Source organism: Adlercreutzia rubneri, assembly GCF_009755265.1.
In the GTDB taxonomy this organism is placed as follows: Bacteria; Actinomycetota; Coriobacteriia; order Coriobacteriales; family Eggerthellaceae; genus Adlercreutzia; species Adlercreutzia rubneri.
Genome location: NZ_WPOO01000013.1, coordinates 24927 through 50445, shown reverse-complemented (window position 1 = coordinate 50445; position 25519 = coordinate 24927). Strand labels below are relative to the sequence as shown.

Genomic DNA, 25519 nt, shown 5'->3' with positions numbered 1-25519 from the left:
ACATGTGGCCGTTGTTCGCGGGAGCTTGCCTCGCATGCCTTGTGGCGCTATACGGACCAGGGTGCCTTCTCTTCCGAGGTCTTCGGTTCAGTTGGCCCCTGGCGCTCGCTTGCGCCCCATTAGCAAGCGTCTTCGGCTATGCCGCCATAAGCGTCCTGTGGGGCATACTCGGCATAGACTGCTCATGGGCAACCGTGGCTCTGCCCGTCGCGCTCGCCTGTGGAGCGCTCCTCGCAGCCTCGCGGCTCTTCGGAACGCGGGACAGGCCACCCCGTAGTTCCAGCTTCGCTTGGCGGATGCTCGCACTGTACCTCCTTGCGGGCATTGCCGTCTGCCTGTACGTCTATGTGCTCAGCCTCGACGGCCCGGAGTCGTACTACTGCCGCTACGACAACCAGACCCACTACAACCTGGCGCGCCACTTCCTCGATACGAGCGATTGGTCGGCATTGCACACCGGCTCCGGAGCTGTGGCCGACGAGGCGCAAACTGGCTACTATCCAGCTGCGTGGCATCTGCTGGTTGCCCTTGTCGCCTCGGCCACGGGTATCGACATGCCTATCGTCATGAACGCCCTGAACGCCATGCTGAGCGGCGTCACCTACCCCCTGAGCTCGTTCGTCCTCATGCACGCGCTTTTCCCCGCGAGGCGGGATGCGCTGTTCTTCGGCGCCTTCACGAGCGTAGGCTTCGCCTGCCTTCCCTGGGTGCTCCTTCTGAAAGGGCAGCTGCTCGCCAACTTGCTGAGCTTCTCGCTGACACCGGCCGCCATCGCTCTTGTCATCGCCTACGTTCACGCAGGAGCGCGGCGCCATTGGAAGGGGCTGGCGCTCTGCTCGGCCCTATCGGTGGGTTTCTTCGGCGTTGCCCACCCCAACGGCCTTTTCACCGTATTGGTGTTCCTGGCCCCCTTCGTCATCCATCGAATCGCCGACGCGATAACGCAATCCACTTGGATTGGATCTCGCAATCCGCTGCGGAAACCATGGGTCGTCTGGATCCTCGGCCTTGCTTTCGCCTATCTTGTCTGGCAGGCTATGCTGTATGCCCCTCCCCTTCAGCAGGTAGTCCTCTTCAACAACACGGGGAACCTGAATCTTTCCTGGGCTGAAAGTGCCTATGCCGCCGCAATCATCTCGCTTTATCCCGAGCAACCGCCCCAATGGGCTCTTACCCTAGCTTGCGCTGCAGGGTTCGTTGCGCTCGTGCGGCAGCGGCGGTTCTGGCTGGGCCTTCCCGCTCTGTACATGCTCGTCGTGTACGGCCTATGCCGATGCAGCGACGCGCCCTACACCCTGCGGACGTTCCTCGCCGGATTCTGGTACAGCGACCCCTACCGCGTCCTCTGTTGCGCCGAGTTGTTCCTCATCCCCATAGCCGCCCTCGGCCTGGCGACCATTGCCGCCTATGCCCATCGCAAGATCGATCGTCTTTCCTGGAAGGGGTCGCTGGCTCTCGTCGCCGGGGTCTTCGCGCTCGTCAACTTCTTCCCCTTCTACCAAGAGCCGCCTGAAGACCAAAGCTCCGAAGTATCCGGCAGCCATTTCGTGCCCACGGTGGGAACAGCCGTCGGCTATATGCACTACCTCATGGAGTCCGGCTACGACGAGGGCGAAGAGCAGGTGTACAGCGCCGAGGAGCAGCGCTTCGTGCGCAAGGTGCTCGAGATGATTCCAGGCGGAGCCCTGGTCATCAACCAACCCCACGACGGAAGCGCCTTCGCCTACGGGCTCGATGGGCTTAACACTTACTTCCGCCATATCGACACCGAGGGCACCACCGAGCAGAGCCGGACGATACGCGACCACTTAAGCGACATCGCCACAGATTCCACCGTTCGAGAGGCAGTGCGCAACTCAGGGGCGCAGTATGTGCTCCTTCTCGATCAAGGGCTGCCCTACGACGAGGGCAGATGGCTCATCCAAACTGGAGAAGACTACGAGATGGGATGGGAGGGCTTAGCAAACCTCACAGATGACACGCCGGGATTCGAGACGATTCTCGCCGATGGCGACATGCGGCTTTACAAGATCACCGCCGAGGAGTCCGCCGAAGATCAGTAGTTTCCCTCGTAGTAGGCGATGGCGTCCTCTATCGAGCCATCAAACTTCTTCGAACCATGGTCGAGCACGATGCCGCGCGTGCAAAACTCCTCGGCCGCAGAAGACGTATGCGTAACGAAGAGCACCGTCACGTCCTCTTTCTCCATGATCTCGCGCACACGGGCGAAGCACTTTTTCTGGAACTGCTTGTCCCCCACCGAAAGCGCCTCGTCCACTACGAGGATTTCCGGATCGCTTGAAACGGCGAACGCGAAGCCGAGACGCGACTTCATGCCCGACGAATAGGTGCGCACCGGCTGATCGATATAGACCCCGAGATCGGCGAACTCGACCACCTTCGGCTCAAGCTCTGCGATTTCCTCACGCTCGAGACCCAGGGCATGACCGCGAAGATAGATGTTCTCACGCCCTGTGAGTTTCATATCGAAACCAGCTGTCAGCTCAAGCAAGGCGCTCACGGTTCCGTTGACCGTGACCTCTCCTTTAGTGGGATAGGTCACTCCCGTGATCATCTTCAACGTCGTGGACTTTCCGGCGCCGTTGGTGCCCAGGAAAGCCACCGCCTCGCCCCGCTTCACTTCGAATGAGAGATCGTCGCAAGCGTTCACCGTGGCAACGAGCTTGCGCTTGTCGTTGCTGCGGAACACGCTGAGGAAGCGCTGCTTGTCGTTCTCGTACAGCTTGTACGTCTTCGTGACGTGATCGAACTTGATGGCGATGGGAGCCTCACTAGAGGACATCGGCCACCTCCTCGTGAGTACGCTTGTAGATGATCGTCGTGGCTATGAGCTGCAAGATGAACACCACGACGAAGCCGATGATAGCCTCTGGTTTCTCCCAGATCCACATCTTGTCGTACACCGCGCAGCGGTACATAGTGACGAAGAAGGTGACGGGATTGAACATGAGGATGGCCTCGATGGCGGGAATGCCCATGGAGTACACATCGAAAATGACGCCCGACAGCCAGAACAACGGCGTCGAGAGCGTCTGCAGAAGATTCTTGAAGTCCTTGCTTATGGCGGAAAGGCAACTCGTCATAAGCGAGAACAAGTCGAAGAACACGAACATGAGCACCATGGCGACGGGGATCTGAAGGAGGTACCAGTCCGCCGTCTGGCCGCAGAGGAAAAATACGATGAGCAGGGCGGCCACGAGACCAGCTTGAATGATCATCGTAGAGATGGAATAGATGGTGGGAATGCCCGGCAACGGAAACTTGATCTTCGTGACCAGGTAGGAGTAACGCTTGAACACATCGATACCGGCACCCAGGATATCTTGCATATAAAACCACGGGATGAGGCCACCCATCAGCCAGAGGATATAGGGCACATCCGATCCGGTTTGGTTACCGCTTTTCAAGCCGACCTCAAGGGCGAACCAGAAGCAGAAGATGTAAACGGCTGGCTTGGCGAAAAACCAGAAGGAGCCGAGCACCGCGCCAGCGGATGTTTTCTTCAGATCGAACAGGCCGAGGCTCAGGATCTGCTTGCGCCACTCCCATTGTTCTTTGATTATCTCAGAAAGCGTGCCCACAATCCCCATTTCTCGCAATGGACAACCAGACGAGCCTTTATTCTACCATTGCTTGGCTGGCATCGCCGCATCCTTGCGCGATTCTTCGATAGAGAAACCCCATCGGCACCATATTGTCGCACGATCGCCCCTAGTTTCCGGATTATCGCAAAAGATAGCATGCCCTGATGAGATCAGCCCCATACGCAAGAGAGCCGCCCTTTTGACGACTCCCTTTTACTCAGCTGATCTTATTACTCAATCGAATGAGTTGTCGGCAAATGCCGAATTTCACTTGCCGATTAGCCGCAGTTGCTGCAGACGCGAGACTTGCCCGATTGAGCAACGGTTCCCGAGTGGATACCGGTGGAGCGCTTGAGAGATACGCAGTCTTTGGTGAGGTGGTATACCTCACCGTTGTCAACCCAATAAACTGTTTTCGTATCAGCGAGGTTCGTGCCGCTCTTGGAACGATCCCACTTGCCGTTCGCGTCAACGTAGTACTTCCCTATCCAGCAATTCGTCGCCATGACGCCCGACCCGTCAACGTAGTAATCGCCGATCCAGGTATTTGCGGCCATTGCACCCGAGCCCTTGAGATAGTACCAGCTTCCGCCAACTTTCTGCCAGCCGGTCTTCATGGCGCCCGACTTGGCGAGATAGTACCAGGAACCACCGACTTTCTGCCAACCCGTGGCCATGGCGCCGCTCTGGTTCAGGTAGTACCAGGTCTTGCCATCTTTCAACCAACCGGTCTGCATAGCGCCCGAACCGGAAAGGTGATACCATTTGCCGCCGACCTGCTGCCAGCCGGTCTTCATCCAGCCAGCGCCGTCGAACAGATACCACTTGCCATCAATCTGCGCCCAGCCAGACTTCGCATAGCCGCCGCCGTTATAGGCATACCACCATTTGCCCGAGGACTTCTTCCATGTCCCCTGCTGGGCGGCATAGGCCGTCTGGCCCTCAGCCGTCTCCTGCGCTAGCGCCGTAAGCGCCCCGCAGCCGAACGCCACCAGAACAGCAAGCGCCACCGAAGCAATCCTTCGCCTCATAGAAGTTTGCATAGCAGATCCTTTCGTTTCAGTAATCTGATCTAAACAGTCATCTTATCACAATCGTTAGTTTTTATGGTGCGCTAATCAGAAAGACTAGCTTTTAAGTACAGGTAAATCAATGCAATCAAGCATTAAGGCCGAGCAGATCGAGATGGCCACGGGCCGGAAGCTGTTCGTCGACGATTTCGGCCGAGCCCTGAAGATCGGCTGCAATGACCCGCGCCCCTGCGGAAGCGACAAGAAGTTCAAGAAATGTTGTGGAAGGTAAGCGCTCGCCGCTTCCCTACCGCCCGTGCCTTCCGTACCAGCGGGGCTTGTCTTCTTGGCGGGTGTGGCGGCCGTGGTAGTGGTGGCGCAGAACCTGATCGAAGATGCCGAGGCGCCACAGTATCAAGAACGACCCCAGCAGCATGATGGCGATCATAGCCCACACCGCAACACCGTGGGTACTGCTCATAACCCAGGCGCCCACGCCCAGAAGCGCCGTCCAGGCGTACACGATGACGACGCTCTTGCGCACGCCGTAGCCCTTGCGCAAAAGCATGTGGTGCAAGTGTTTCCGATCGGCCTGCTGGATGGGCTGATGGTGGTACACGCGCCGAATGATGGCCGCCGCCGTGTCGGCGATGGGGATGGCGGCGATCACGAGCGGCACCGCCAGCACGATGACCGTGGGCGAGCGCATGACGCCCATGAGCGAGATGACGCCGATCATGGCGCCCAGAAGCAGCGAGCCCGAGTCTCCCATGAAGATACTCGCCGGCGCGAAGTTGTAGCGCAGAAACGCCAGCGTCGCGCCCAGCAAGATGATGGACAGCATAGCCGTCTCTTCCAGCCCGCGCCCGAAGGCGATGAGAAACAGGAAGAACGACGCGATGGCCGCGATGCCCGCCGCCAGGCCGTCCAGGCCGTCGATGAGGTTGATGACGTTCATGAAGCACGCGAGGTACAGCACCGTGAGCGGATAGGACCACCAGCCGAACTGGATGAACCCGGCGCCGAGCGGGTTCGCGATGCTCGACAGCAGAAGCCCCGAGGCCGCGATGATGGTCGCCCCCAGAATCTGCCCGGCGAACTTCACGCTGGGCTTCAGCGAGTACACGTCGTCCATGGCGCCCACGCACACGATAGTGAGCAGCCCGCACATCACACCGGCGTGGTTGATGGCCCGATCGGTGCCGTGGATGTAGAACCCGGCCCAGCCGAAAAAGTACTCTCCGGCCACCTCCACGATGAGCGCCGCCGCAATGCCCGCTGCCATGGCGACGCCGCCCATGCGCGGCGTGGGCTTCTTGTTGACGCGCCGGGCGCTCGGGTAATCGACGGCATCCAAACGCAGGGCGAGCCTCCGTGCCAGCGGGACGCACAAATACGTCACGACGAAGGCAAGGAGGCCCAGCACCAGGAAATGTCGCAGAGTTACTCCCACGCGGCGCGCATGCAGCCTAGAACTCGAGGCCGCGGAGCCACTCGGTGAGCTCGGCCAAGGTCTCGTCGGTCACGCCCAGGCGCTGCTCGCGCTCCTGCAGGTACTTCTCGCGCTCCACGAACTGCGCCAGCTGCTCGTCGGAGAACTCGCTCATATCGATGCCCCGCACGTCCACGACGCGCTTCGCGAAATCGGGCAGCTTGTCGTTCATGGCCGTGATCTTCACCACGTCGCCCGTGTGCGGCGCCTCCACATAGTAGCCGTCGCCCAGATACATCGCCACGTGGTGCACGTCCCCGCCGTCGGCGAAGAACAGCAGGTCGCCCGGGAGCAACTCCTCGAAGGGCACCTCCACGCCCACCTCGCACTGATAGTAAGTCGTGCGCGGCAGCTCGATGTTGAACACCTCGCGGTAGCAGTACTGCACCAGACCCGAGCAGTCGAAACCGGCCGGCGTCGTGCCGCCCCACAGATACGGCACGCCGAGGAACGAGTTCGCGCAGGCGGTCAGATCGTTCAACGTGCGGGCCTCGCGCACCGGCAGGGGCTGGCCCGTGGCGATGAGCGTATCGAAGCCCTCGAAGCGCTCGGCGTCGATGGCATCCTGGTGCTGCTGCATCGGCGTGTCCGCCGCGGGCATGGAGAGCTTCTCCAGATACACCGGCACGTGGTAGAGCTCCTCGGCCGCCGCCATCTGGTCGCTCCACTCGGCGAGCGCCTGCTGGTACTCGCTCGTGCGGGCGACGTAGTCGCGGTACTCGGCCACGAGCGCCTCGTATTCCACCTTGTCGGTCACCGGATCGAGATACTTGTCCAGCCCCGTGACCTCGTCCTTCACCGGCAGCACGAAGGTGTCGGCCAGCTCGTAGGTCAGCGGCACGTCGAAACGGGTGAGATCGTAGGTCTCGATGAGATCCTGCAGCTTCTCTGAGTAGAAGATGTCCGTGGCATAGCGCCCCACGAGGAAGTCGCACGCGTCCACAAAGCTGTCGGAGTTCGACTTGCGCGCGCCCGCGTAGAAATCGCCCATGGAGTTGCTGAGCAGGTCGGCGTAGTCGGAGAGCGACTCGTCCACCGTCTCGTACTGGCGGAAGTCGCTCATGATGGTGTAGGTGGCGCCGGTGCCGTCGTCCTCGCGCGTGGGCAGCTGCACGGAGTTGCCGTGGTAGGTGCCCTTGATGCCGAACAAGTTGTTGTTCGGCGCCTGGGCCAGCGTGGAGTTGCCAGAGGCAGACTCCAGAATGGCCTGGGCGATCATGACCGACGCGTACAGATCGTTCTCGGCGGCGATGGTGCGGGCCGACTCGCCCACCAGCGAGATGAACTTCTCGGTGGTGAGGTCCTCGCTGTAGTGGCGCGCCACGTAGGCCGAGTTGTCGATGTGCGTGAAGGAGATGGAAGGCACCGTGACGGCCACCTGCTTGAGCGGCGTCTGGGCCTGCCCCTTGATGGCGGCGGCTGTGTGCGACTCGTCGGTCACCCCGCCGGCATTCCCGGGCTTCTGGACGCCGTCATCAACCGGGTTATCTGTATCGATGACCGGCTCGTCCGGCGTCGCGGGCTGATCGGGATCGGTGGGCTCGGCAGGGTCGGTCGGATCCGTGGGGTCGACGGGATCGACCGGATCGACCGGGTCGACGGGATCAACCGGTTCACCCGGATTATCGGGGTCGACGGGATCGGTCGGGTTGGTCGGATCCTCAGGGTCAACGGGGTTCGTCGGATCCGTCGGGTCAGTCGAAGCAGGAGGCGGGTTCGGGTCGGTCGGCGCATCTGGATCCGTCGGATCAACGGAATCGGTCGTATCTGTAGAATCCACCGGGTCAGTCGACCCGCCGGGTTCAACAGAATCCGTCGGCGTTTCGGGAGCCGTGGGCTCCTCCATGCCTGGATTATCCGTATCCGGCACCTCGGACTGAACCGGCGTCTCCGTCTTCTCGGGTACCGACGTGGTTTCCACGGGATCGGTCTCCGGCTCTGGCTCCGGCGTCTCGGTTTCTATCGTAACCGGCTCGTCATCGGTCGCCAGGTTCCACAACTCCGCACGTTGCTCTTCCGTCAGATTACCGAACTGCCCAGCATTGGCCGCCATGTAATCGACGCAGGACTTATAAAGGGTCTTACCCTCGCTGACCCACGCGATGGCCTCTTCGTAGCTGGCCGGAATATCGTGACCGCGGTTGTCCTTAATGGTATGCCCATCGCCGTCCTCGGCGTAGCCGGTGGTGTACGTTGCGGCCACGCCGCCCACAGGGGCAACGACCAGCGCCGCAGCAGTGAGAATAGATACTGCCTCCCTCGGTGAAGTCATCGTGCCTCCTCTATCGTCGTCGTTTCGCGTTTGCGCATTTGGGTGCGCAAAACCAGGGCAATAAAATGCCTGGAAGCTTGCATTATAACGTGAAGAGAAGGGCTGTCCAACAGGTAATTTGCACTTATTGACAGATGTTGAGTGGGTAAATCAGCAGATCATTTGGCAAGTAAGACGCCTCCACCGTTTCTGAACTGGCATTTTATCGCAGAATTCGCACGGCATCCTCGCAAAGGCAACAAATATAGTTTTTGAATAACCCCTGCCCGATGGCCGTTTTCGCTGATAAGCGGAGTCATCTTTACTCGATGACGCGCTTGGCGAAGTCGGGGGCGAAGTAGTCGAAGGTGGCGCGCATGACGCGGCCGCCGCCCGTGGAGGCGTGGATGTACTCGCCGTCGCCGGCGTAGATGCCCACGTGGTAGACGCCCGAGCCCGACCCCCAGAACAGAAGGTCGCCGGGCACCAGCTCATCCAGCGAGACCCCGACGCCCAGCGCGCTCTGCTCGGCAGCCGTGCGCGGCAGCTCGCGACCGAGAGCGTGGGAGAATACCCAGCGGGTGAACCCGGAGCAATCGAAACCCGAAGGGGTCGTGCCGCCGTAGGAGTACGGCACCCCGAGCTGCGCATCAGCCTCGGCGACGACCGACTGCCGCCGGCCCTCGAGAGCCTCAGCCTCAGCTTGGGCGGCCGCCTCGTCGGCCACATCACCCACGTACTCTTTTATCTCGCGGGCGAAGTCCTGAGTCTTCGTAAAGGGACTTTCCACCTCGGACGCATAGGCCGCAGGATGGGAGAAGGCGGTGCACAACGCCGCCAGAAGAGCAGCCGCGACAATCATCCCCGCGGCCTTGGTGTGCGCTTTGAACATAACCATGGGGCCGAAGCCTAAAGGAGGAAGACGCGCCCGCCAACCCCCTCCACAACTTGCCCGCCTTCAGTTCACGCCCCGTGCGCGAGAACTAAACCGAACCCCCACGCCCCCTCCACGCCTTCCCCATTCATGACAAAGGAAGTTAGAAGAGAAGTTGGGTCCGGCGGAGACGCGGGGTGCTGCTCACAAAGCGAGTTCCGCAGATGGTATCGAAGGCGCAAAGGGCGTGGGACGAGGATCGCCCGACGCCTTCGATACCATCGAGGACTGTCTGAGCGACTGAGCAGTACCCCGCGGCTCCGCCCCCGGAAGCCCCGCACCTACACCTCGCGCGGAACCTCCCCGGTCTCCAGCAGGTTCAATAGCTGCGCCTCGTCCAGCACGGGCACGTCCAACGCCACCGCCTTGTCGTACTTCGAGCCCGCGTTCTCCCCCGCCACGACGAAGCTCGTCTTCTTCGACACCGACCCCGACACCTTGGCCCCCATGGCCTTCAGGCGCGCCCCGGCCTCGTCGCGGGTCATGCCCGAGTGCGCAAGCATCCCCGTCAGCACGAAGGTAAGGCCCGCCAGCACCTGGGGCACCTCCTCGCCGACAGCGACGGCCTCATCGGCCATGGTCACGCCGGCCGCGCGCAACCGCTCGATGACCGACACGTTGTCCGGCGTGCGGAAGAACAGCCACATCCCGTGGGCCACCTTCGGCCCCACGCCGTAGACGCCCGCCAGCTCGTCCTCCCCGGCCGCCGCGAGCGCGTCCATGGAGGGATAGGCCGCCGCAATGGCCTCGGCCGTGGTCTTACCCACGTGCCGGATGCCCAGCCCGAACAGCACGCGCGCAAACGAGCGGCCCTTCGACGCCTCGATGGCCGCCACGAGCTTCTTCGCCACCGTGTGCCCGAGGCGCACCGGCTCCCCGTCGGCCTTCACGCGGCCCATGTCCAAGCTCGCCAGCTCTTCTTCGGAAAGCGAGTAGTAGTCGGCCACGTCCGCCACGCGCCCGCTCTCCACGAGCCGCGAGACGATCTCCTCCCCCATGCCGTCGATGTCCAGCGCCCCGCGGCTCGCCCAATGCAGAAGCCGCTCCAGCGCCTGGGCCGGGCAGTCGATGGAGATGCAGCGGAACGCCACCTCGCCCGGGTCGCGCACCACGGAGCTGCCGCAGCTCGGGCATACGCTCGGCATCTCCCAGATGCGCGCCTCGGGGCTGCGCAGGGAAAGCACCGGCCCCAGCACCTCGGGGATCACGTCGCCCGCCTTCCGCACGATGACCGTGTCGCCCACGCGCACGTCCTTGCGGTGTACCTCATCCAGGTTGTGCAGCGTCGCCCGGGCCACCGTGGAACCAGCCACCACCACGGGCGTAAGCTCCGCCACCGGCGTGAGCGCGCCGGTGCGCCCCACCTGCACGGTGATGTCGCGCAGAAGCGTCGTCTTCTCCTCGGGCGGGAACTTGAACGCGATGGCCCAGCGCGGCGCCCGGGCGGTGAACCCCATAGCACGCTGGCGGGCGAAGTCGTTCACCTTCACCACCACGCCGTCGATCTCGTAGGGCAGCGACTCGCGCCGATCCAGGCACTCACGACAGAAGCCGCGCACTTCCTCGGCCGTGGTGCACAGCCGCACGTCCGGGTTCACGTGGAAGCCGGCCTTCCGCAGCCACTGCAGAAGCTCCCACTGGCCCTCCACCTCCAAGGCGGCGTCATCGGCGATGGCGTACATAAAGGTAGAGAGGTCGCGCATCTTCGTCACGGCCGGGTCCTTCTGGCGCAGCGAGCCGGCGGCGGCGTTGCGCGGGTTCGCGAAGGGGGCGCGGCCCTCCTCCTCGGCGGCGGCGTTCAAGGCCTCGAAGCTCTTCTTCGGCATGTACACCTCGCCGCGCAGCTCCAGCGTCTCCACCCCCGGCGCGATGGCACCGCGCGCCTCGTCGCGCAGGCGCAAGGGCACGTCGCGCACGGTGCGCATGTTCACGGTCACGTCCTCGCCGGTGGTGCCGTCGCCGCGGGTGGCCGCTCGCACGAGCACGCCGTCCTCGTAGGTGAGCGCGATGGAGCTGCCGTCGATCTTCAGCTCGCAGCACAAAGGCGGAAGCGCCCCTCCGCAGGCCTCGGCGGTGCGTTCCATCCACTCGTCAAGCTCGTCCAAGTCCATGGCGTTGTCGAGCGAGTACATGCGCCGCTCGTGCACGACGGGTGCGAACTGCTCGCCCACGTAGCCGCCGACCCGCTGGGTGGGCGAGGAGGCCGTCACCAGCTCCGGGTGCGCCGCCTCTATCTCGCGCAGTTCCCGCATGAGCGAGTCGAAGGCCGCGTCCGAAATGGTGGGCGCGTCCAGGGCGTAGTACTGGTAGCTGTGGTGCTCGATCTCGCGCCTGAGCGCCTCGGCCCGCGCCGCCGGATCCTGTCCTTCGAACAGATTGCCCTGCTCCGCCATGATTCCTCGCTTTCCGCATGAAGAGGCCCGGAAGCGTTTCCGGGCCTCGAATCTCTTCGCGCCTATGGTATCACTGGCGCGGCCGTAGTGCCGCCAACTCCTCGCCTAGCGGGCGTCGCTTCCTCAGAGCGCAACTCCTCCCGAGCGTGCGCACTTCCTAGTGGGTGTGGGCCACGATGGTCGCCTGGGGCAGCGACACGCCGTAGACGGCCATCTGCACGCCGCGGGCCATGAGGAAGAAGCCCAAGAACAGCGCGAAGGTGCCCGGCCACAGGAAGAAGGCGATGCCGCAGAACAGCGACACGATGCCGGCGAACAGCACCCAGCCCCAGCCGGGAAGCGCATCGTGGAAGCGGACGGCCGCCACAATCTCGAAGATGCCGTAGGCCACCACGAAGATGCCCATGACCCAGGGAATCACCACAGCCGACGCTATGGGATGCACGATGAACAGCACGCCCAAGATAATGTCGCAGACGGCGTAGGCGAGCGCCCAGCCGGACAGCCCCTCGGCCTCGCGGTACTTAAAGTAAGCGTAGGCATCCACGATGCCCGCGGCCAGAAACATGCAGCCGGCAATGACAGCGATGCTCACCAGCGTGAGCCCCGGCACCATGAGCAGCACGAATCCGATGATGACCAGGGCGATGCCCGCGGCGAACAGGCCCCAGTTGCGTCCTACCTTGATGTCCATGATAATCACAACTCCTTAACCCTTTGGCTATCCGCCATCGCAGTGTGCTACGGTGACGATATTCATTCTAGAAGCGGGAACATGAGAATTACGCCGCACGGCCGTCCCGTTTCCGACAGGATTGCGCTGCGTTGGCGCTGCGTTTCATGAGGGTTTCGCTCATTATTTGGAAGGTGTGGAAGAGATGGAAGACGCAGAGGATCTGAAAGTGGCCCCCGGCCGGGGCAATGCCGAGCTGGCCTGTCTGCTGCCGCATCCGGCCGCCGATGCCAACAAGTACACCCGCGGGCACTTGAGCCTCGTGGTCGGATCGGCCGCCTACCCCGGCGCGGCCTGCCTGGCGGCTGCGGCCGGCGAGCGTGGCGGGGCCGGCTACACCGAGGTGTTCTGCGCCGGGAAATCGATGATCACCGTGCGCGGCTGGCGGCCGTCTTTGGTGGTGCGCGACTGGAGAGCGTGGAAGCCGGCCAAGGCGCCGGCGCCCCGGCCGGGCCACCCGACGGCCTGCGTCATCGGCTGCGGCTTCGACGCGGCGGAAACCTCCCTCACCTCGCTTCTCATGGAGACGGTGCGGGGCTGGGAGGCCCCTCTGCTCATCGACGGGGGCGCCCTCGGGCTTCTCGCCAACGCCACCGGCCTGCGCCTGGCCCGCGAGCGGGCCGCCGCCGGGCGCTCGACACTGCTCACGCCCCACGGCGGCGAGGCGACGCGGCTGGCCCAAGGCGTCCGGGAGGCCCTGGAAGAGGCCGATGACGCGGCCGCCCGCGGAACGCGCAGCCCCCTCGCGGAGGCCGCGGGCGCCCTCTCCCCCGCAAGCCGCGCCACGCTAGCCGAAGCCGACCCCGCGCCTGCGGCCCTGGCCTGCGCGCTCGCCGAGGCCTACGGCGCCGTCGTGGCCCTCAAAGGCCCCGTGACCTTCATCGCCTCGCCCGACGGCACCGCGGAGGTCATGGACCGGGGCACGTCCGCGCTCGCCAAGGCCGGCACGGGCGACGTGCTCGCGGGCATCGTCGGCGCCCTGCTCGCCCAGGGACTTTCCCCCCGCGACGCCGCGGCCCTCGGCTGCGCCCTGCACGCCGAGGCGGGCCGGACCGCCGCGGCCGCCCTCACCGACATCTGCGTCGCCGCCGAGGACCTCATCACCTACCTTCCCGACGCCATCCGCGCCATCGAGTCCTAAGGCGGGGCGGCACGCTCGCCCCCCCTATTGACAGGGGTTAATAGCGAATCTCGCCACAATTGCGGCATTATAGCCTTATACTGAGGTGTCATTGAGAGCAGAAAGGGGAGGCCGTGCACGCCGTCAAAGTCGACAGCCGCAAGATCATGGCCGCAGGCCTGGTCATCGTGGCCGTCTTCGCCGCCGTCGCCATCACGGTGAACCTGTTCTACCTGGGGCAGATCCAGTCCCTCGTGCGCAACACCACGACCACCTCGGTCATGGAGCTGGCCACGGCCCGCGCCCACTACCTGGACGAATGCCTCGCCTCCGATCAGAACTCCGTGAAAAGCCTCGCTCACTTCATCGCCGACGTCACCCCGCAAGAGGCCCGCGACCAGGTGAAGGACTTCATCTCCACCCACGAGGCCGCCGCCGCCTGGATTCGTTCCAAGGACGGCAGCACCTGGTGCTCCTCGAGCGAGACCGACCTGTACGATCCGGCCTTGGAAGACGAGCTGTTCGGCCCGGCCATGGCCGGCGAGACCGGTTCCTCGGAAATGTATCTCGGCCACGGCGGCGAACGCCGCATCCTCTTCTACGCCCCCATCGTCGACGCCCCCGTCACCGCCGGCCCCGGGACGACCGCCACACCCGCGGATCCCGGCGACGTCCTCGGCGCCGTCTACGTCTCCTACCCCGCCGACGAGCTGCAGAACTCCTACGGCACCGCCTATTCCAGCGCCGGCGCCACCTTCGTCGTCGACTCCTCCGGCACCATCGTGCTCGACGCCAACCGCGGCGCCGACGAGGCGGTCCAGGGCAGCCTTTCGGCCCTCATCAACGACAACGCCGACTCGTCCCAGGTCTCCTCGTTGCTCGCCGGCATCGCCTCCGATACCTCCGGCAGCCTCGTCATGACCCTCGACGGCGCCGACCAGTTCGTCTTCTACACCCCCATTAGCGCCAAAAGCGGCTGGTCGCTCGTGACCATCCTGCCGCTTTCGGTGGTGGAATCCGACGGCACGCAGATCGTCGGCATCACCAACCAGATGGTGGCCGTGCTCGCCGTGGCCGTGGCCGTGGCGGCGGCGGCCATGGTGGCCCTCATGGTGTACCGGCGCCGCCGCGAGCACCGCTACGAGCAGTACATCCAGAGCGTGTACTCGGCCATCGGCGCCAACATCGACACCGCCATCTTCATCGTCGATCGCAAGGAGCGCCTCATCGAGGCCGTCTTCGAGAACACCCAGGACATCCTCGGCATTCCGGCCCGTGACTTCTTCGTCCCCAACGAGCTGTCGCCCAACGAGGCCTACGCCAACGTGGCCGCCATCGTGCACTCCGGCGCCGGCGATAAGGCGCGCACCTGGGAATTCGAGGCGGACAACCCGGCGCTGGGCCGCTCCCAGTGGCTGCGCATGACGGCGCGGCCCGTGATGCTCGCCGAGCGCGAGAAGACCATCTTCTCGCTCACCGACGTCACCGCCGACCACGAGATCCGCGCCCGCCTCGAGCGCGCCGCCACCGCCGCCGAGGACGCCAACCGCGCCAAAAGCTCGTTCCTCTCCTCCATGAGCCACGACATCCGCACGCCCATGAACGCCATCCTGGGCTTCTCCACGCTCATCGACCGCGAGGCCGACAACCCCGCCCATGTGCGCGACTACAACCGCAAGATCGCCACCTCCGGCCAGCATCTTTTGGGGCTCATCAACGACGTGCTGGACATGTCGAAGATCGAGGCCGGCAAGACCACCCTGGAAGCAAGCGCCTTCGCCCTCTCCGGCACCGTGGAGTCCGTCGAGGCCATGATGCGCCAGCAGACCGACGCCAAAAACCAAGTGTTCACCGTGGAAGTGGACAAGGTCGAGCACGACCGGCTCGTCGGCGACGAGGGGCGGCTGCGCCAGATCCTCATGAACCTGCTCTCCAACGCCATGAAGTACACGCCCGAGGGCGGCCACATCCTCTTCCGCGTCGACGGCTCCGCCAAGCGCCACGGCGAGCTGCAGCACCTGCGCATCATCGTCCGCGACGACGGCATCGGCATGTCGAAGGACTACCTCGCCACCATCTTCGATTCGTTCACCCGCGAGGAGTCGAGCCTCACCAACAAGGTTCAGGGAACGGGCCTCGGCATGGCCATCACGAAGAACCTCGTCGATCTTACGGGAGGCACCATCTCCGTGGAAAGCGAGCTGGGGACGGGCAGCACCTTCATCGTCGATCTGGACTTCCCGCCGGCCGGCGACGAGTCGGACGGCACCGAGGGCGACGGCGGAAAGCGAGCCGGCGACGCGAGCGGGGCCGACGGGAACGCCCTGGCGCACAAGCACGTCCTCGTGGCGGAGGACAACGCCCTGAACGCGGAGGTCATCACCGCCATCCTGAACATCCACGACGCCACCTGCGAGGTGGCCGCCAACGGCGAGGAGGCCGTGGCGAAGTTCGGGATGAGCGCCCCGGGCACCTTCGACATGATCTTCATGGACGTGCAGATGCCCGTCATGAACGGCCACGACGCCGCCCGGGCCATCCGCGCGATGGATCGCCCCGACGCCGGCACCATCCCCATCATCGCCATGACGGCCAACGCCTTCGCCGAGGACGAGCGCCAGGCCCTCGCCTGCGGCATGAACGCCCATGTCGCCAAGCCCATCGACGTCCACGCCCTGGAACGCGTCGTAGCCAAGCTGTCGCAATAGGGCAAAACCGACCTGTCGCGTTAGCCGCATTTGTCTGTTCGCTTCGCAAAACTCAGCAAACCTCGGGACAAAACATAAAATGCGTCGCAAATGTCGAGAAAATCACGATCGCGCGAGTTCTGAGAAGAGAAAAACTCGCACGATCGTGATTTTCTCCGCAAAATGAGTCAACGAAGGCGCTTCAGACTCGCACAATCGCACTTTTCTCTGCACGAAATGCTGAAAAGTTGTCCCGAGGGCTTGCTTTGGGATATCGATGGTTGCGCAGGAAGGTGGATCGACAGCGGGTTTCGAAGATCGCTCATTCTACCCGGCTGCAAGCGCTCCCGGGAGGTCGTCCAGCAGGGCGCGGGCGTCCTTGAACTGGCGGGTGAGCTCCTCCATGGGGTCGCGCCGCCGCTCGGTGGCCGCCACCGACTCCTCGGTGATGGCCATGGCGCAGGCCACGGCGTCGGTATGGGTGTAGGACAGTGAGAGGGGAATCTCCCGCACGCCCTGTTCCCGGGCCACTTCGCGGGCGCGTCCGGTGAGCACCACGTAGGGGCGCCCCTTGCTCGTGCGGCGCACTTCCACATCGAGCCAGCCGATGCCCTCGGAAAACCCCGTGCCGAGCGCCTTCAGCACCGCCTCCTTGGCGGCGAAGCGGGTGGCGTAGTGCACTTCGGGGTGAGCGTGGGAGTCGCAATAAGCCCGCTCGGCGGCGGAGTACACCTTCTCCACGAAGGCCGGCGAGCGATCGATGATCTTGCGCATGCGCGCGATTTCCACGATGTCCACGCCGAGGCCCACTTCCTCGTTGGGCACGTCCATGGCAAGCGCGCCATCGACGGCGGCTTGGGATTTCTTCGATCGGGCCACTCCATCTGCCTTTCAGATCATCGGGGATACGCAAAGGCGCCGCCTCGTGGTCGAGCGCGGCGCCGAAAGAGATTCGAAGCTATTCGACCGTCACCGATTTCGCGAGATTGCGGGGCTGGTCCACGTCGCAGCCGCGTTTGACGGCCACGGCGCGCGAGAGCAGCTGCAAGGGCACGCTGGCCGTGATGGGCGAGAAGGCGTCGCGCACCTTCGGTACGTAGATGACGTGGTTGGCGTGCTTGGCGATTTCCTCGTCGCCCTCGGTGGCCACGGCGATGATGCAGGCGCCGCGGGCCCGGGACTCCTGCAAATTCGACACCACCTTGTCGTAAACGGGGCTCTTTGTCGCGATGGCCACCACGGGGAATCCCTCGTCGATAAGGGCGATGGGACCGTGCTTCATCTCGCCGGCGGCGTAGGCCTCGGCGTGCAGGTAGCTGATCTCCTTCATCTTAAGGGCACCCTCGTAGCTGGTGGCGGCCCCCATGCCCCGGCCGATGAACAGGGCGCTTGTCGCGTCCACCATGGCGTCGGCCGCCGCTTCCACCGCCGGATCGCAGTCGGCGAGGATGCGCTCGACCTGCTCGGCGGTATCGGCCAGCTCGCTGAACAGCAGCTTGATCTGCCGGCCGGTCAGCCGGCCCACCGCCTGACCGAGCAGCATCGCCAAAAGCGTGAGGGAGACGACCTGCCCCAAAAAGCTCTTCGTGGAGGCCACGGCGATCTCCTTGTTGGCCTTGGTGTAGATGACGCCGTCGGATTCGCGGGCCACCGGGCTTCCCACCACGTTCGTGATGCCGAAGACCTTCGCCCCCTTCACGCGAGCGTCGCGGATGGCCGCCAGCGTATCGGCCGTCTCGCCCGATTGCGATACGGCCACGACCAGCGTCGTGGGCGTGATGATGGGATTGCGGTAGCGGAACTCGCTGGCGACCTCCACCTCGCAGGGGATGCGCGCCCAGCTCTCGATGAGGTTCTTGGCGATAAGGCCCGCATGGTAGGAGGTGCCGCACGCGATAATGTAGACGCGATCGACCAGGTTGAGCTCGGCCGGCGTCATGTCCAGCTCGTCGATGACCAGCGAGCCAGCGACCAGGCGGCCGGCCAGCGTATCGCGGATGACGCGGGGCTGCTCGTGAATCTCCTTCAGCATGAAGTCGGGATACCCGCCCTTTTCGGCGACGTCGAGATCCCAATCGACATGGGTGACGTCGGGCTTAATGGGGTTGCCGGCCTCGTCGTAGTACTCGATGCCATCGGGGCGCAGGCGCGCCATCTGCCCGTCGGCGAGCACCACCACATCACGCGTGGCGTCGATCATCGCAATGATGTCGGAGGCCACGTAGCTGCCGGTCTCGCCGCAGCCCACCACGATGGGGGAATCCTTGCGGCAGGCGATGATCGTGCCCGGCTCGGCATCGGCCATGACGGCCAGACCGTAGGCCCCGACGAGCCGCGCAGCCGCCTCGGCCACCGCCGCACGCAGGTCGCCGGTGCCTTCGGCGAGCATGCGGTGGTAGGACTCCTCCACGAGGTGCGCCACCACCTCGGTATCCGTCTCGCTCTTGAAGACGTGCCCGCGACCGACGAGCTCCTCGCGCAGCTCGGCGAAGTTCTCGATGATGCCGTTGTGCACCACGGCGATGTCGCCGGAGCACGAGGTGTGCGGGTGCGCGTTGGCCTCGCTCGGCTTGCCGTGGGTGGCCCAACGGGTGTGCCCGATGCCGCAGGTGCCCGTCATTTCGAAGTGGCCGAGGGTGTGCGCAAGCTCGGCCACCTTGCCCTTGCGGGTGATCACCTGAATGCCGCCGTCCTGCTCCACGGCCACACCCGCCGAGTCGTAGCCGCGGTATTCCATGCGGGTGAGCCCCTCCACCAGGATGGGCGTGGCGCTCGCCTCACCGGTATAGCCGACGATTCCGCACATAGATGCTCCTTTATCGAAAGCGGGCGACACGAGGCCGCCCTTACTCATTTGCCGGTTCGCTATTGTACCGAAGGGGCGCCGTCCCCGGCCGCCTTCCACGAAAAGCCCGTCTCGACCGCTGCCGGATCAAGCGGAAACACGGGGTGTTCTGACCGAGCGAGTTCCGCAGCGAACAGGACAGGACTGAATGTCCTGTCCTGCAGAGCGAGGACTGCCTGAGCGAATCAGAATACCGCGTGGTTCCGCCCTCGCCCGACGCCTACCCGCGAACCTCGGCGCCGGTGGCTTTTTCCACCTTCGACACGAGCTTGCCGTGGGCGCGCTCCACTTCCTCGCTGGTCAGCGTGCGGTCGGGCGCTCGGTAGACGAGACTGTAGGCCATGGACTTCTTGCCGGCGCCCACGCGCTCCGCATCGCGGTACACGTCGAACAGCGCCACGGATTCCAAGAGCTTCCCGCCGGCCGAGGTCATCACCTGAACCATCTTCTCATGGGGCACGTCCTCGGCCACCACGAAGGCCTGATCCACCGTGACGGCCGGGAAGGTGGGCACGTCCACGTAGTCGCGGGCCGGGCGGCACGCGCGCACGAGCGCCGCCACGTCCAGCTCGAAGGCCACCACGGGCGGCTCGGCCCCGAAGGCGTCGGCCACGAGCGGATGAACCTCCCCCACCCAGCCGACGACCGCGCCGTTCGCCATCATCTCGGCGGCGCGGCCCGGCTGCAGCTGCGGGGCCTCCTCGGCGGAAAGCGCCCGGAAGCGCACTTTGGGCAGCGCCAGCTCGCGGACCAAATTCTCCAGCACGCCCTTGGCGTCGAAGAAGTCGAAGGGCACCGCCGGAGCGTTCCACGCCCCGTCGCGCATGGAGCCGGCCAGAACGCCGGCGAGCTTCTTGCGCTCCTTGGCCTTCTTGCGGCCCTCGGCGGCCATAAACACCGTGCCGATCTCGTAGAGCTGGATGTTCTTCACACCGCGGGCCTGGTTATAGGCCACCGAGCGCAGAAGCCCGGGCACGATGGACTGGCGCATGACCGACATGTCCGCGTTCAGCGGGTTCAGAAGCTCCACGGCCAGCCCCAGCCCCTCGGCCGGCAGGCGCAGACGCTCGATGTCGCCGGGCTCGGCGAAGGAGTAGGTCATGGTCTCGTTCATGCCCGACGCGCGCAGGGTGTCGTTGATCACGCGCACTGTCTCCTGCTCCGGCGTGCGCGCGCCCACGCGCTCGCGGCCGCCGGGCAGCGTGGGCGGGATGCGGTCCATGCCCCACAGGCGCAGCACTTCCTCGTACAGGTCGATCTCGCGCTCCAGATCGGGGCGGAAGGTGGGCGGCAGCACCGAGAGCACGGAGGCGTCGTCGGTGGCCTCCACGGCGCAGCCGAGGCGCACGAGGATGTCCTCGATGAAGTCAGCGGGAATGTCGGCCCCCATCATGGCCACAAAGCGCGGGATGCGGAAGATGAGCTCCGGACGGGCGGTGGGAAGCTCGTACACGTCCACCACGCCGGGGCGCACGGTGCCCCCGGACACCTCGGCCAGAAGCGCCGCCGCGGCTTGCGACACCACTTCGCACAGATGGTCGTCCACGCCGCGCTCGTAGCGCATGGAGGCCTCGGAGATGAGCCCCAAATTGCGGCTCGTGCGGGAGGTGCGGCCGCGCTCGAAGGCGGCGGATTCCAGAAGCACGCAGGTGGTCTCTTCGGTGACCTCGCTGTTCTCGCCGCCCATGACGCCGGCGAGCGCCACGGCGCGCTCGGGGGTGGCGATGACCGTCATGTCCTCGGTGAGCGCGCGGTCCTCGCCGTCCAGGGTGACCAGATGCTCGCCGTCGGCGGCGGCGCGCACGATGATGTGGGCGCACCCGTCGGCGCTGGCCACTTTCGCAAAGTCGAAGGCATGCAACGGCTGGCCGTAGAGGTACAGGATGTAGTTCGTCACGTCCACGACGTTGTTGATGGAACGGCCCCCGGCGGCGGTCACGCGCTCGGCGAGCCATTCGGGCGAGGGCCCCACCTTCACGTTGTCGATGATGCGAGCGGTGTAGCGCGGGCAGCGCGCGGCATCGGGCACCTCAACGGTGACGGCGCCGGCCACGTCCTCGCCGGCAGTGACGGCGGGCAGCTTCTCCACATCGGCAGCCAGCGGCCAGGTCACCGGCTGCTGGTACATGGCGCCCACCTCGCGGGCCATGCCCACCATAGACAGGCAGTCCGGCCGGTTCGGCGTGATCTCCAGGTCGAGCACGGTATCTCCCGCGCCCATGAAGTCCGCCATGGGCTGGCCCACCGGCGCGTCAGCGGGCAGCACCCAGATGCCGGAGTGGTCCTGTCCCAGCCCCAGCTCGCGGCGCGAGCAGCACATGCCGCAGCTCACCACGCCGCGCAGCTTCGATTTCTTGATCTTGAAATCACCGGGGAGCACCGCGCCCACGAGCGCCACGGGCACCTTGATGTCCGCCGCGATGTTCGGCGCCCCGCAGACGATCTGCACGGGTTCCTCGGCGCCCACATCCACCGTCACCACGTGCATGTGGTCTGAATCCGGATGCGGCTCGCAGGTGAGCACGTGTCCCACCACAACGCCCTCGAAGGCCTCGCCGGTCTTCTCCACGCCTTCCACGCCCGTGCCCGTCAAATCGAGCCGGTCGCAGAACGCCTTCAAATCCTCCGGCACCGCCGTATACTCAGAAAGCCACTTCAAGGATACTTTCATGTTTCCTCCTAGAACTGCCGCAAGAATCGCATGTCGCCTTCAAGCAGCATGCGCAGATCGGGCACGTCGTACTTCAGGCAGGCGATGCGCTCCACCCCCATGCCGAAGGCGAACCCCGAGTACTCCTCCGGGTCGATGCCGCTCATGGAAAGCACGTTCGGGTCCACCATGCCGCAGCCCAAGATCTCGATCCAGCCGGTGCCCTTGCACATGCGGCAACCCTCGCCGTGGCAGATGCCGCAGCTCACGTCCGCCTCGGCCGAAGGCTCCGTGAACGGGAAGTAATGGGCGCGAAAACGCGTCTTGCGCTCGGGCCCGAAGATCTGCTTGCACACGTAGTCGAGGGTGCCCTTCAGGTCGCCGAAGGTGATGCCGCGATCCACCACGAGTCCCTCGATCTGATGGAACTGCGGCAGATGCGACGGATCGGCCACATCGCGGCGGTACACCTTGCCCGGGGCGATCATGTAGATGGGCAAGTCCCAATCCTCCATGACGTGCACCTGCACGCCGGAAGTCTGGGTGCGCAGCAGCACGTCGGACTCGCCGCGCACCCGCGAGGTGTCGCCGGACAGGTCGTGCACGTAGAAGGTGTCCTGCATGGAACGGCTCGGATGGTCAGCCGGAGCGTTCAGGGCCGTGAAGTTGTAGTAGTCGGTCTCGATCTCCTCGCCTTCCACCACTTTGTAGCCGAGGCCCAAGAAGATATCGGACACCTCGTCGATGATGCCGTTGATGAGGTGGCGGGTACCCACCTGCTGGGCGCGGCCGGGCAGCGTCACATCCACGGCCGCCGCCCCCATGGCCGCCTCAAGCTCGGCGGCATCGAGCGCCGCCTTGCGGGCGGCCAGCGCCTCTTCCACGTCCACGCGGGCCGCGTTCACGGCACGGCCCACGCTCGCGCGCTCTTCAGCGGGCACCTGGCCCATGGATCTCAAGTACCCGGTCAGCGTGCCGGACTTGCCCAGCACCGCCACGCGCACGGCCTCGAGCGCCGCCGACGTGTCCGCCGCGGCGATTTCGGCCAAGGTGCGCTCGCGCAGCGCCGCCAACTCCTCTGCGATTGCCATAAGGTTCGCCTTTCTTCTCGAGCCAACAAAAAAGAGCCTTCTTCCGTCCCGCCTGGGGCCGCTTGCGGCTTACCAGGAATCCAAGGACGGGAGAAGGCTCTCGCGGTACCACCTCGGTTGGCAACGCTTCAGCGACCCGAAGGGAATCGCAGTGCGGCGTCGCCCGCTTGTTCGCGCTCTGTGACGGGAGCACCCGGCACCCCTACTGGTCGCCTCGCCCGTGGGCGTTCGCGTTCGGGAATGCTGCTCGGAAGGGAATAAGACGCACTCAGAGGGTCGGGCTCTCTCAGCCGGTGAAGCCCTTCTCTGGCGACCGTGACGCGCGTCCGCTGTCTTCGTCATCGCATGTAACGCCACAGTATAGCGCACTTCGAGGCGGAGCGAGCGCAGAACTTTCCCGCTCCCGACAGACGGGAAGCGGGCCGCGGGCACGCGAAAGCAAACGGGAAGCGGGCTCCGACGAGCCGCGAAGAAGCGCAGCGTTCCAGTGGCGCGGCGAGGCGCCCTACAGGAAACGGTACTTGACGGTGCGCAGGCCCCAGGCGCGGCAGCTGGAGAAGCCGAAGGCCTTCCACACGCCCGGCTGCAGATCGAGGGCGCGGGAACCGCCGCCCATGGAGCCGCAGTCGTTCACCGTGGCATAGACGGTCTGGCCGCCGTAGACGATCTCCACGGTGCGCCCGAAGTAGCTGCGGTAGTTCGGCAGCGACTTGGGCACCGCCACGCCCATGGAGTTGTCGTCGCAGACGGCACCGGTGGACGTGGTGCCGGGGTTCGGCGTATTCGGATCGGTGCTGCCGCCGTAGGCCGAGGCCACGCCGGAAAGCCACCCTTCCTCCGAGGAGCCGCCGGATCCGCCCCCGTTGCCGGAGCCGCCGGAGCTTCCCGTGTTTCCGGAACTCCCGGATGAGCCCGAGTTGCCGGAATCGCCGAACGAGCCGCCGTTATCGGAGGGGCCCTCGTCGTCGGAGACCACCGGCTCGCGATCGCCCGTATTGGCGTCGGGGCTCTCCTGCACGGCCGCGGCCGCCGCAGCGGCGGCCTCCTCTTCCTGCTTGCGCAGGGCCTCGGCCTGGGCGGCGAGCTCGGCCAGACGGGCCGCGTGCTCCTCCTGAGCGCCCTCCAAGCGGGCCGTGGCATCCTCCACGACGCTTTGGGCCTCGGCGCGCTTGGCCTCCTGGGCCGCCAACGCCTCTTCCTGCTCGTTCTTCTGGGCGTTCAGCTCGTCGCTCACGTCGTCGAAGGCGCGCTTGCGCTCCTTCTGCTCGGCCACCTCGTCGGCCTGATAGGACATGATCTGAGTGACGTACTCCATGTTGCGGAGCAGCTCGTCGAAGTTTTTCGAATCAAGGATGAGGCCCAAAAGCCCCATGGAACTGCCGTCGCGGTACTCGCCCACGGCCACCTGGCCCAAAGCCGCGCGCCCCTCGAGCATGGCCTGCTGGGCCTCCATGGCCGCCGCCGCCGTCTCGTCGATCTTGGTCTGCAGCTCGGCCACCTCGGCGGTGAGCTGCTCGTACTCGCTATTGATCTGGGCCATGCGGGATTCGGCCTCGTCCAGCGTGGCCTGCGCCGCATCCACGGCAGCCTGAGTGTCGTCGGCAGGATCGGCCGCAGCCGGAACCGCGCCGATGCCGACGAGGGAGAAGGCGAGCAACAGGGCGAGAAAGACCCTCGTCGCTTTTCCTTTTCCGAACGCTCGCTGTGCCAAGGTTTCCCTTCCGTTCTGCCATTACGCCGCAGCTTTCCCCGGGCGAACATGCCGACCGGTGCGCTGCATCGCTCCATCTTCCCCAAATCGACCGACCGAGGCAAGCGTCTTACCGAAAAAGACACGAGCCGTCGACTCCTTGTCCATGGAGCATAACACTTTTTGACCATAATGCAAATACTTGTTCGTATTATTATTGCAATTTGTTCGGTGTTCCGTTATACTGCGCCAAAAGCAAGAGAAAGGAGCGGCCATGCACGCCATGGTAACGGCCCGAGTGCCCCTGGAAATCCGCGACCAGGTGAACGCGAAGCTGCGATCCATCGGCTCGTCCCCCACCGAGCTGGTGAACGCCGCCTACGATTACGTACTCGCCACCGGCGAGCTGCCCGATGCGCAACGGGGAGAATCTCCCCTTCGCATCACCCTCACCGACGCCCAGGCCAACGAGCTGCGCTTCCGCTTGCGCCAGGCCACGCGCCCCGTACCGGCGTCGTTCTGGGAGGCCCGCGACGGCGCGCCCGCAACCAGGGAAGGAGAATAGCCATGCGCCTGCTCATCGATAGCGACGTTCTGCTCGACTTCATCGGCGAACGCGAGAGCACCGCCGCCGCCTGGGTGAAGCTCCATGCCATGGAGCTGGCCGGGGCCGCGGAGCTGTGGGTCTCCGCCGAGGCCTTCGGAGAGGTGCGCGCCGCCCTCGCCGAGGCCCTATCCGACCACGACGCCCGCTCGGCTTTGCGTTCGGCCATGGCGTTTCTGTCCGTGTGCTCGATCGACGGCCCCGACGTGCGCTTCGCCCTGGAGCACGAGGGGCTGCCCTATCGCGCGGCCCTCACCGAATCCTGCGCCCGCAAGCTGCAGGCCGACTTCATCGTCACCCACGGCGGCGAGGTATCCGTCTCCCGGGCCGTGCGCCGCGTGGCCCCCGACGAGCTGTTCAGCGTGCTTGAGGCGGAGCAGGGCATCGTCTTCGACGTCATCGACTTCTAGCGGG

General features: G+C 64.9%; 19 protein-coding genes. 6 read left to right on the top strand and 13 right to left on the bottom strand.

Annotation, left to right across the window (positions count from 1 at the left end; genetic code table 11):
- The first annotated feature begins 2 nt into the window (after positions 1 to 2).
- Positions 3 to 2063, top strand: a complete 2061-nt coding sequence (locus tag GO707_RS08185) for a DUF6541 family protein (protein ID WP_335878771.1) — start codon at positions 3 to 5, stop codon at positions 2061 to 2063.
- Here GO707_RS08185 and GO707_RS08180 read toward each other — a convergent pair.
- The 3 genes from GO707_RS08180 to GO707_RS08170 all read right to left on the bottom strand — a co-directional run bounded on the left by GO707_RS08180 (position 2057) and on the right by GO707_RS08170 (position 4615).
- Entirely contained in the window at positions 2057 to 2803 is a 747-nt protein-coding gene (locus GO707_RS08180; protein ID WP_157012745.1) for an ABC transporter ATP-binding protein, read from the bottom strand. The two genes, GO707_RS08185 and GO707_RS08180, sit on opposite strands and share 7 nt — an antisense overlap.
- The gene (locus GO707_RS08175; protein WP_157012744.1) at positions 2793 to 3611 is read right to left on the bottom strand and encodes an ABC transporter permease; all 819 of its coding nucleotides are present in this window, start codon (positions 3609 to 3611) and stop codon (positions 2793 to 2795) included. Before GO707_RS08175 ends, GO707_RS08180 begins: the two co-directional genes overlap by 11 nt.
- Before the next feature lie 272 nt (positions 3612 to 3883).
- The gene (locus GO707_RS08170; RefSeq protein ID WP_198161047.1) at positions 3884 to 4615 is read right to left on the bottom strand and encodes an N-acetylmuramoyl-L-alanine amidase family protein; all 732 of its coding nucleotides are present in this window, start codon (positions 4613 to 4615) and stop codon (positions 3884 to 3886) included.
- A gap of 142 nt (positions 4616 to 4757) precedes the next feature.
- Between GO707_RS08170 and GO707_RS08165 the strand changes: the two genes are divergently transcribed.
- The gene (locus tag GO707_RS08165; protein ID WP_157012742.1) at positions 4758 to 4907 is read left to right on the top strand and encodes an SEC-C metal-binding domain-containing protein; all 150 of its coding nucleotides are present in this window, start codon (positions 4758 to 4760) and stop codon (positions 4905 to 4907) included.
- Between the two features lie 15 nt (positions 4908 to 4922).
- Here the strand turns inward: GO707_RS08165 and GO707_RS08160 are convergent, their stop codons facing one another.
- The 5 genes from GO707_RS08160 to GO707_RS08140 form a co-directional block, all read right to left on the bottom strand.
- On the bottom strand, positions 4923 to 6068 hold the full coding sequence (locus GO707_RS08160; RefSeq protein ID WP_335878770.1) for a glycosyltransferase family 4 protein: 1146 nt from the start codon (positions 6066 to 6068) through the stop codon (positions 4923 to 4925).
- 16 nt (positions 6069 to 6084) lie between these two features.
- Positions 6085 to 8379: a glucosaminidase domain-containing protein gene (locus GO707_RS12600; protein ID WP_157012740.1), complete on the bottom strand. Its 2295-nt coding sequence runs from the start codon at positions 8377 to 8379 to the stop codon at positions 6085 to 6087.
- Positions 8380 to 8680: 301 nt separating this feature from the next.
- Positions 8681 to 9256 (bottom strand): C40 family peptidase, encoded by a 576-nt coding sequence (locus GO707_RS08150; protein ID WP_157012739.1) that lies wholly within the window; start codon positions 9254 to 9256, stop codon positions 8681 to 8683.
- Between the two features lie 317 nt (positions 9257 to 9573).
- Positions 9574 to 11685 carry an NAD-dependent DNA ligase LigA gene (gene ligA, locus GO707_RS08145; RefSeq protein WP_157012738.1) on the bottom strand — a complete coding sequence of 704 codons (2112 nt, stop codon included), beginning with the start codon at positions 11683 to 11685 and terminating at the stop codon, positions 9574 to 9576.
- Positions 11686 to 11842: 157 nt separating this feature from the next.
- The gene (locus GO707_RS08140; RefSeq protein WP_157012737.1) at positions 11843 to 12379 is read right to left on the bottom strand and encodes an HdeD family acid-resistance protein; all 537 of its coding nucleotides are present in this window, start codon (positions 12377 to 12379) and stop codon (positions 11843 to 11845) included.
- A gap of 184 nt (positions 12380 to 12563) precedes the next feature.
- Here GO707_RS08140 and GO707_RS08135 point away from each other — a divergent pair, with 184 nt between their 5' ends.
- Positions 12564 to 13559, top strand: a complete 996-nt coding sequence (locus tag GO707_RS08135; protein WP_157012736.1) for an ADP-dependent NAD(P)H-hydrate dehydratase — start codon at positions 12564 to 12566, stop codon at positions 13557 to 13559.
- Positions 13560 to 13672: 113 nt separating this feature from the next.
- A complete protein-coding gene (locus GO707_RS12755) occupies positions 13673 to 16246 on the top strand; it encodes a hybrid sensor histidine kinase/response regulator (protein ID WP_114539872.1) in 2574 nt (857 codons plus the stop codon).
- A gap of 306 nt (positions 16247 to 16552) precedes the next feature.
- On the opposite strand, the gene acpS is transcribed toward GO707_RS12755, so the two are convergent.
- From acpS to GO707_RS08105, 5 genes are all read right to left on the bottom strand, one after another.
- The gene (gene acpS / locus GO707_RS08125; RefSeq protein WP_225885588.1) at positions 16553 to 17104 is read right to left on the bottom strand and encodes a holo-ACP synthase; all 552 of its coding nucleotides are present in this window, start codon (positions 17102 to 17104) and stop codon (positions 16553 to 16555) included.
- Positions 17105 to 17183: 79 nt separating this feature from the next.
- Positions 17184 to 19031, bottom strand: a complete 1848-nt coding sequence (gene glmS, locus GO707_RS08120; RefSeq protein ID WP_022739495.1) for a glutamine--fructose-6-phosphate transaminase (isomerizing) — start codon at positions 19029 to 19031, stop codon at positions 17184 to 17186.
- 259 nt (positions 19032 to 19290) lie between these two features.
- Entirely contained in the window at positions 19291 to 21741 is a 2451-nt protein-coding gene (gene pheT, locus GO707_RS08115; RefSeq protein WP_114539873.1) for a phenylalanine--tRNA ligase subunit beta, read from the bottom strand.
- Positions 21742 to 21749: 8 nt separating this feature from the next.
- Positions 21750 to 22811 carry a phenylalanine--tRNA ligase subunit alpha gene (gene pheS / locus GO707_RS08110; RefSeq protein ID WP_114539874.1) on the bottom strand — a complete coding sequence of 354 codons (1062 nt, stop codon included), beginning with the start codon at positions 22809 to 22811 and terminating at the stop codon, positions 21750 to 21752.
- Between the two features lie 505 nt (positions 22812 to 23316).
- Positions 23317 to 24522 carry a coiled-coil domain-containing protein gene (locus GO707_RS08105; protein WP_232325724.1) on the bottom strand — a complete coding sequence of 402 codons (1206 nt, stop codon included), beginning with the start codon at positions 24520 to 24522 and terminating at the stop codon, positions 23317 to 23319.
- Positions 24523 to 24775: 253 nt separating this feature from the next.
- Here GO707_RS08105 and GO707_RS08100 point away from each other — a divergent pair, with 253 nt between their 5' ends.
- The gene (locus tag GO707_RS08100; protein WP_022739489.1) at positions 24776 to 25066 is read left to right on the top strand and encodes a hypothetical protein; all 291 of its coding nucleotides are present in this window, start codon (positions 24776 to 24778) and stop codon (positions 25064 to 25066) included.
- A 2-nt stretch (positions 25067 to 25068) separates the two neighbouring features.
- On the top strand, positions 25069 to 25515 hold the full coding sequence (locus tag GO707_RS08095) for a PIN domain-containing protein (RefSeq protein ID WP_022739488.1): 447 nt from the start codon (positions 25069 to 25071) through the stop codon (positions 25513 to 25515).
- Positions 25516 to 25519 lie beyond the last annotated feature (4 nt).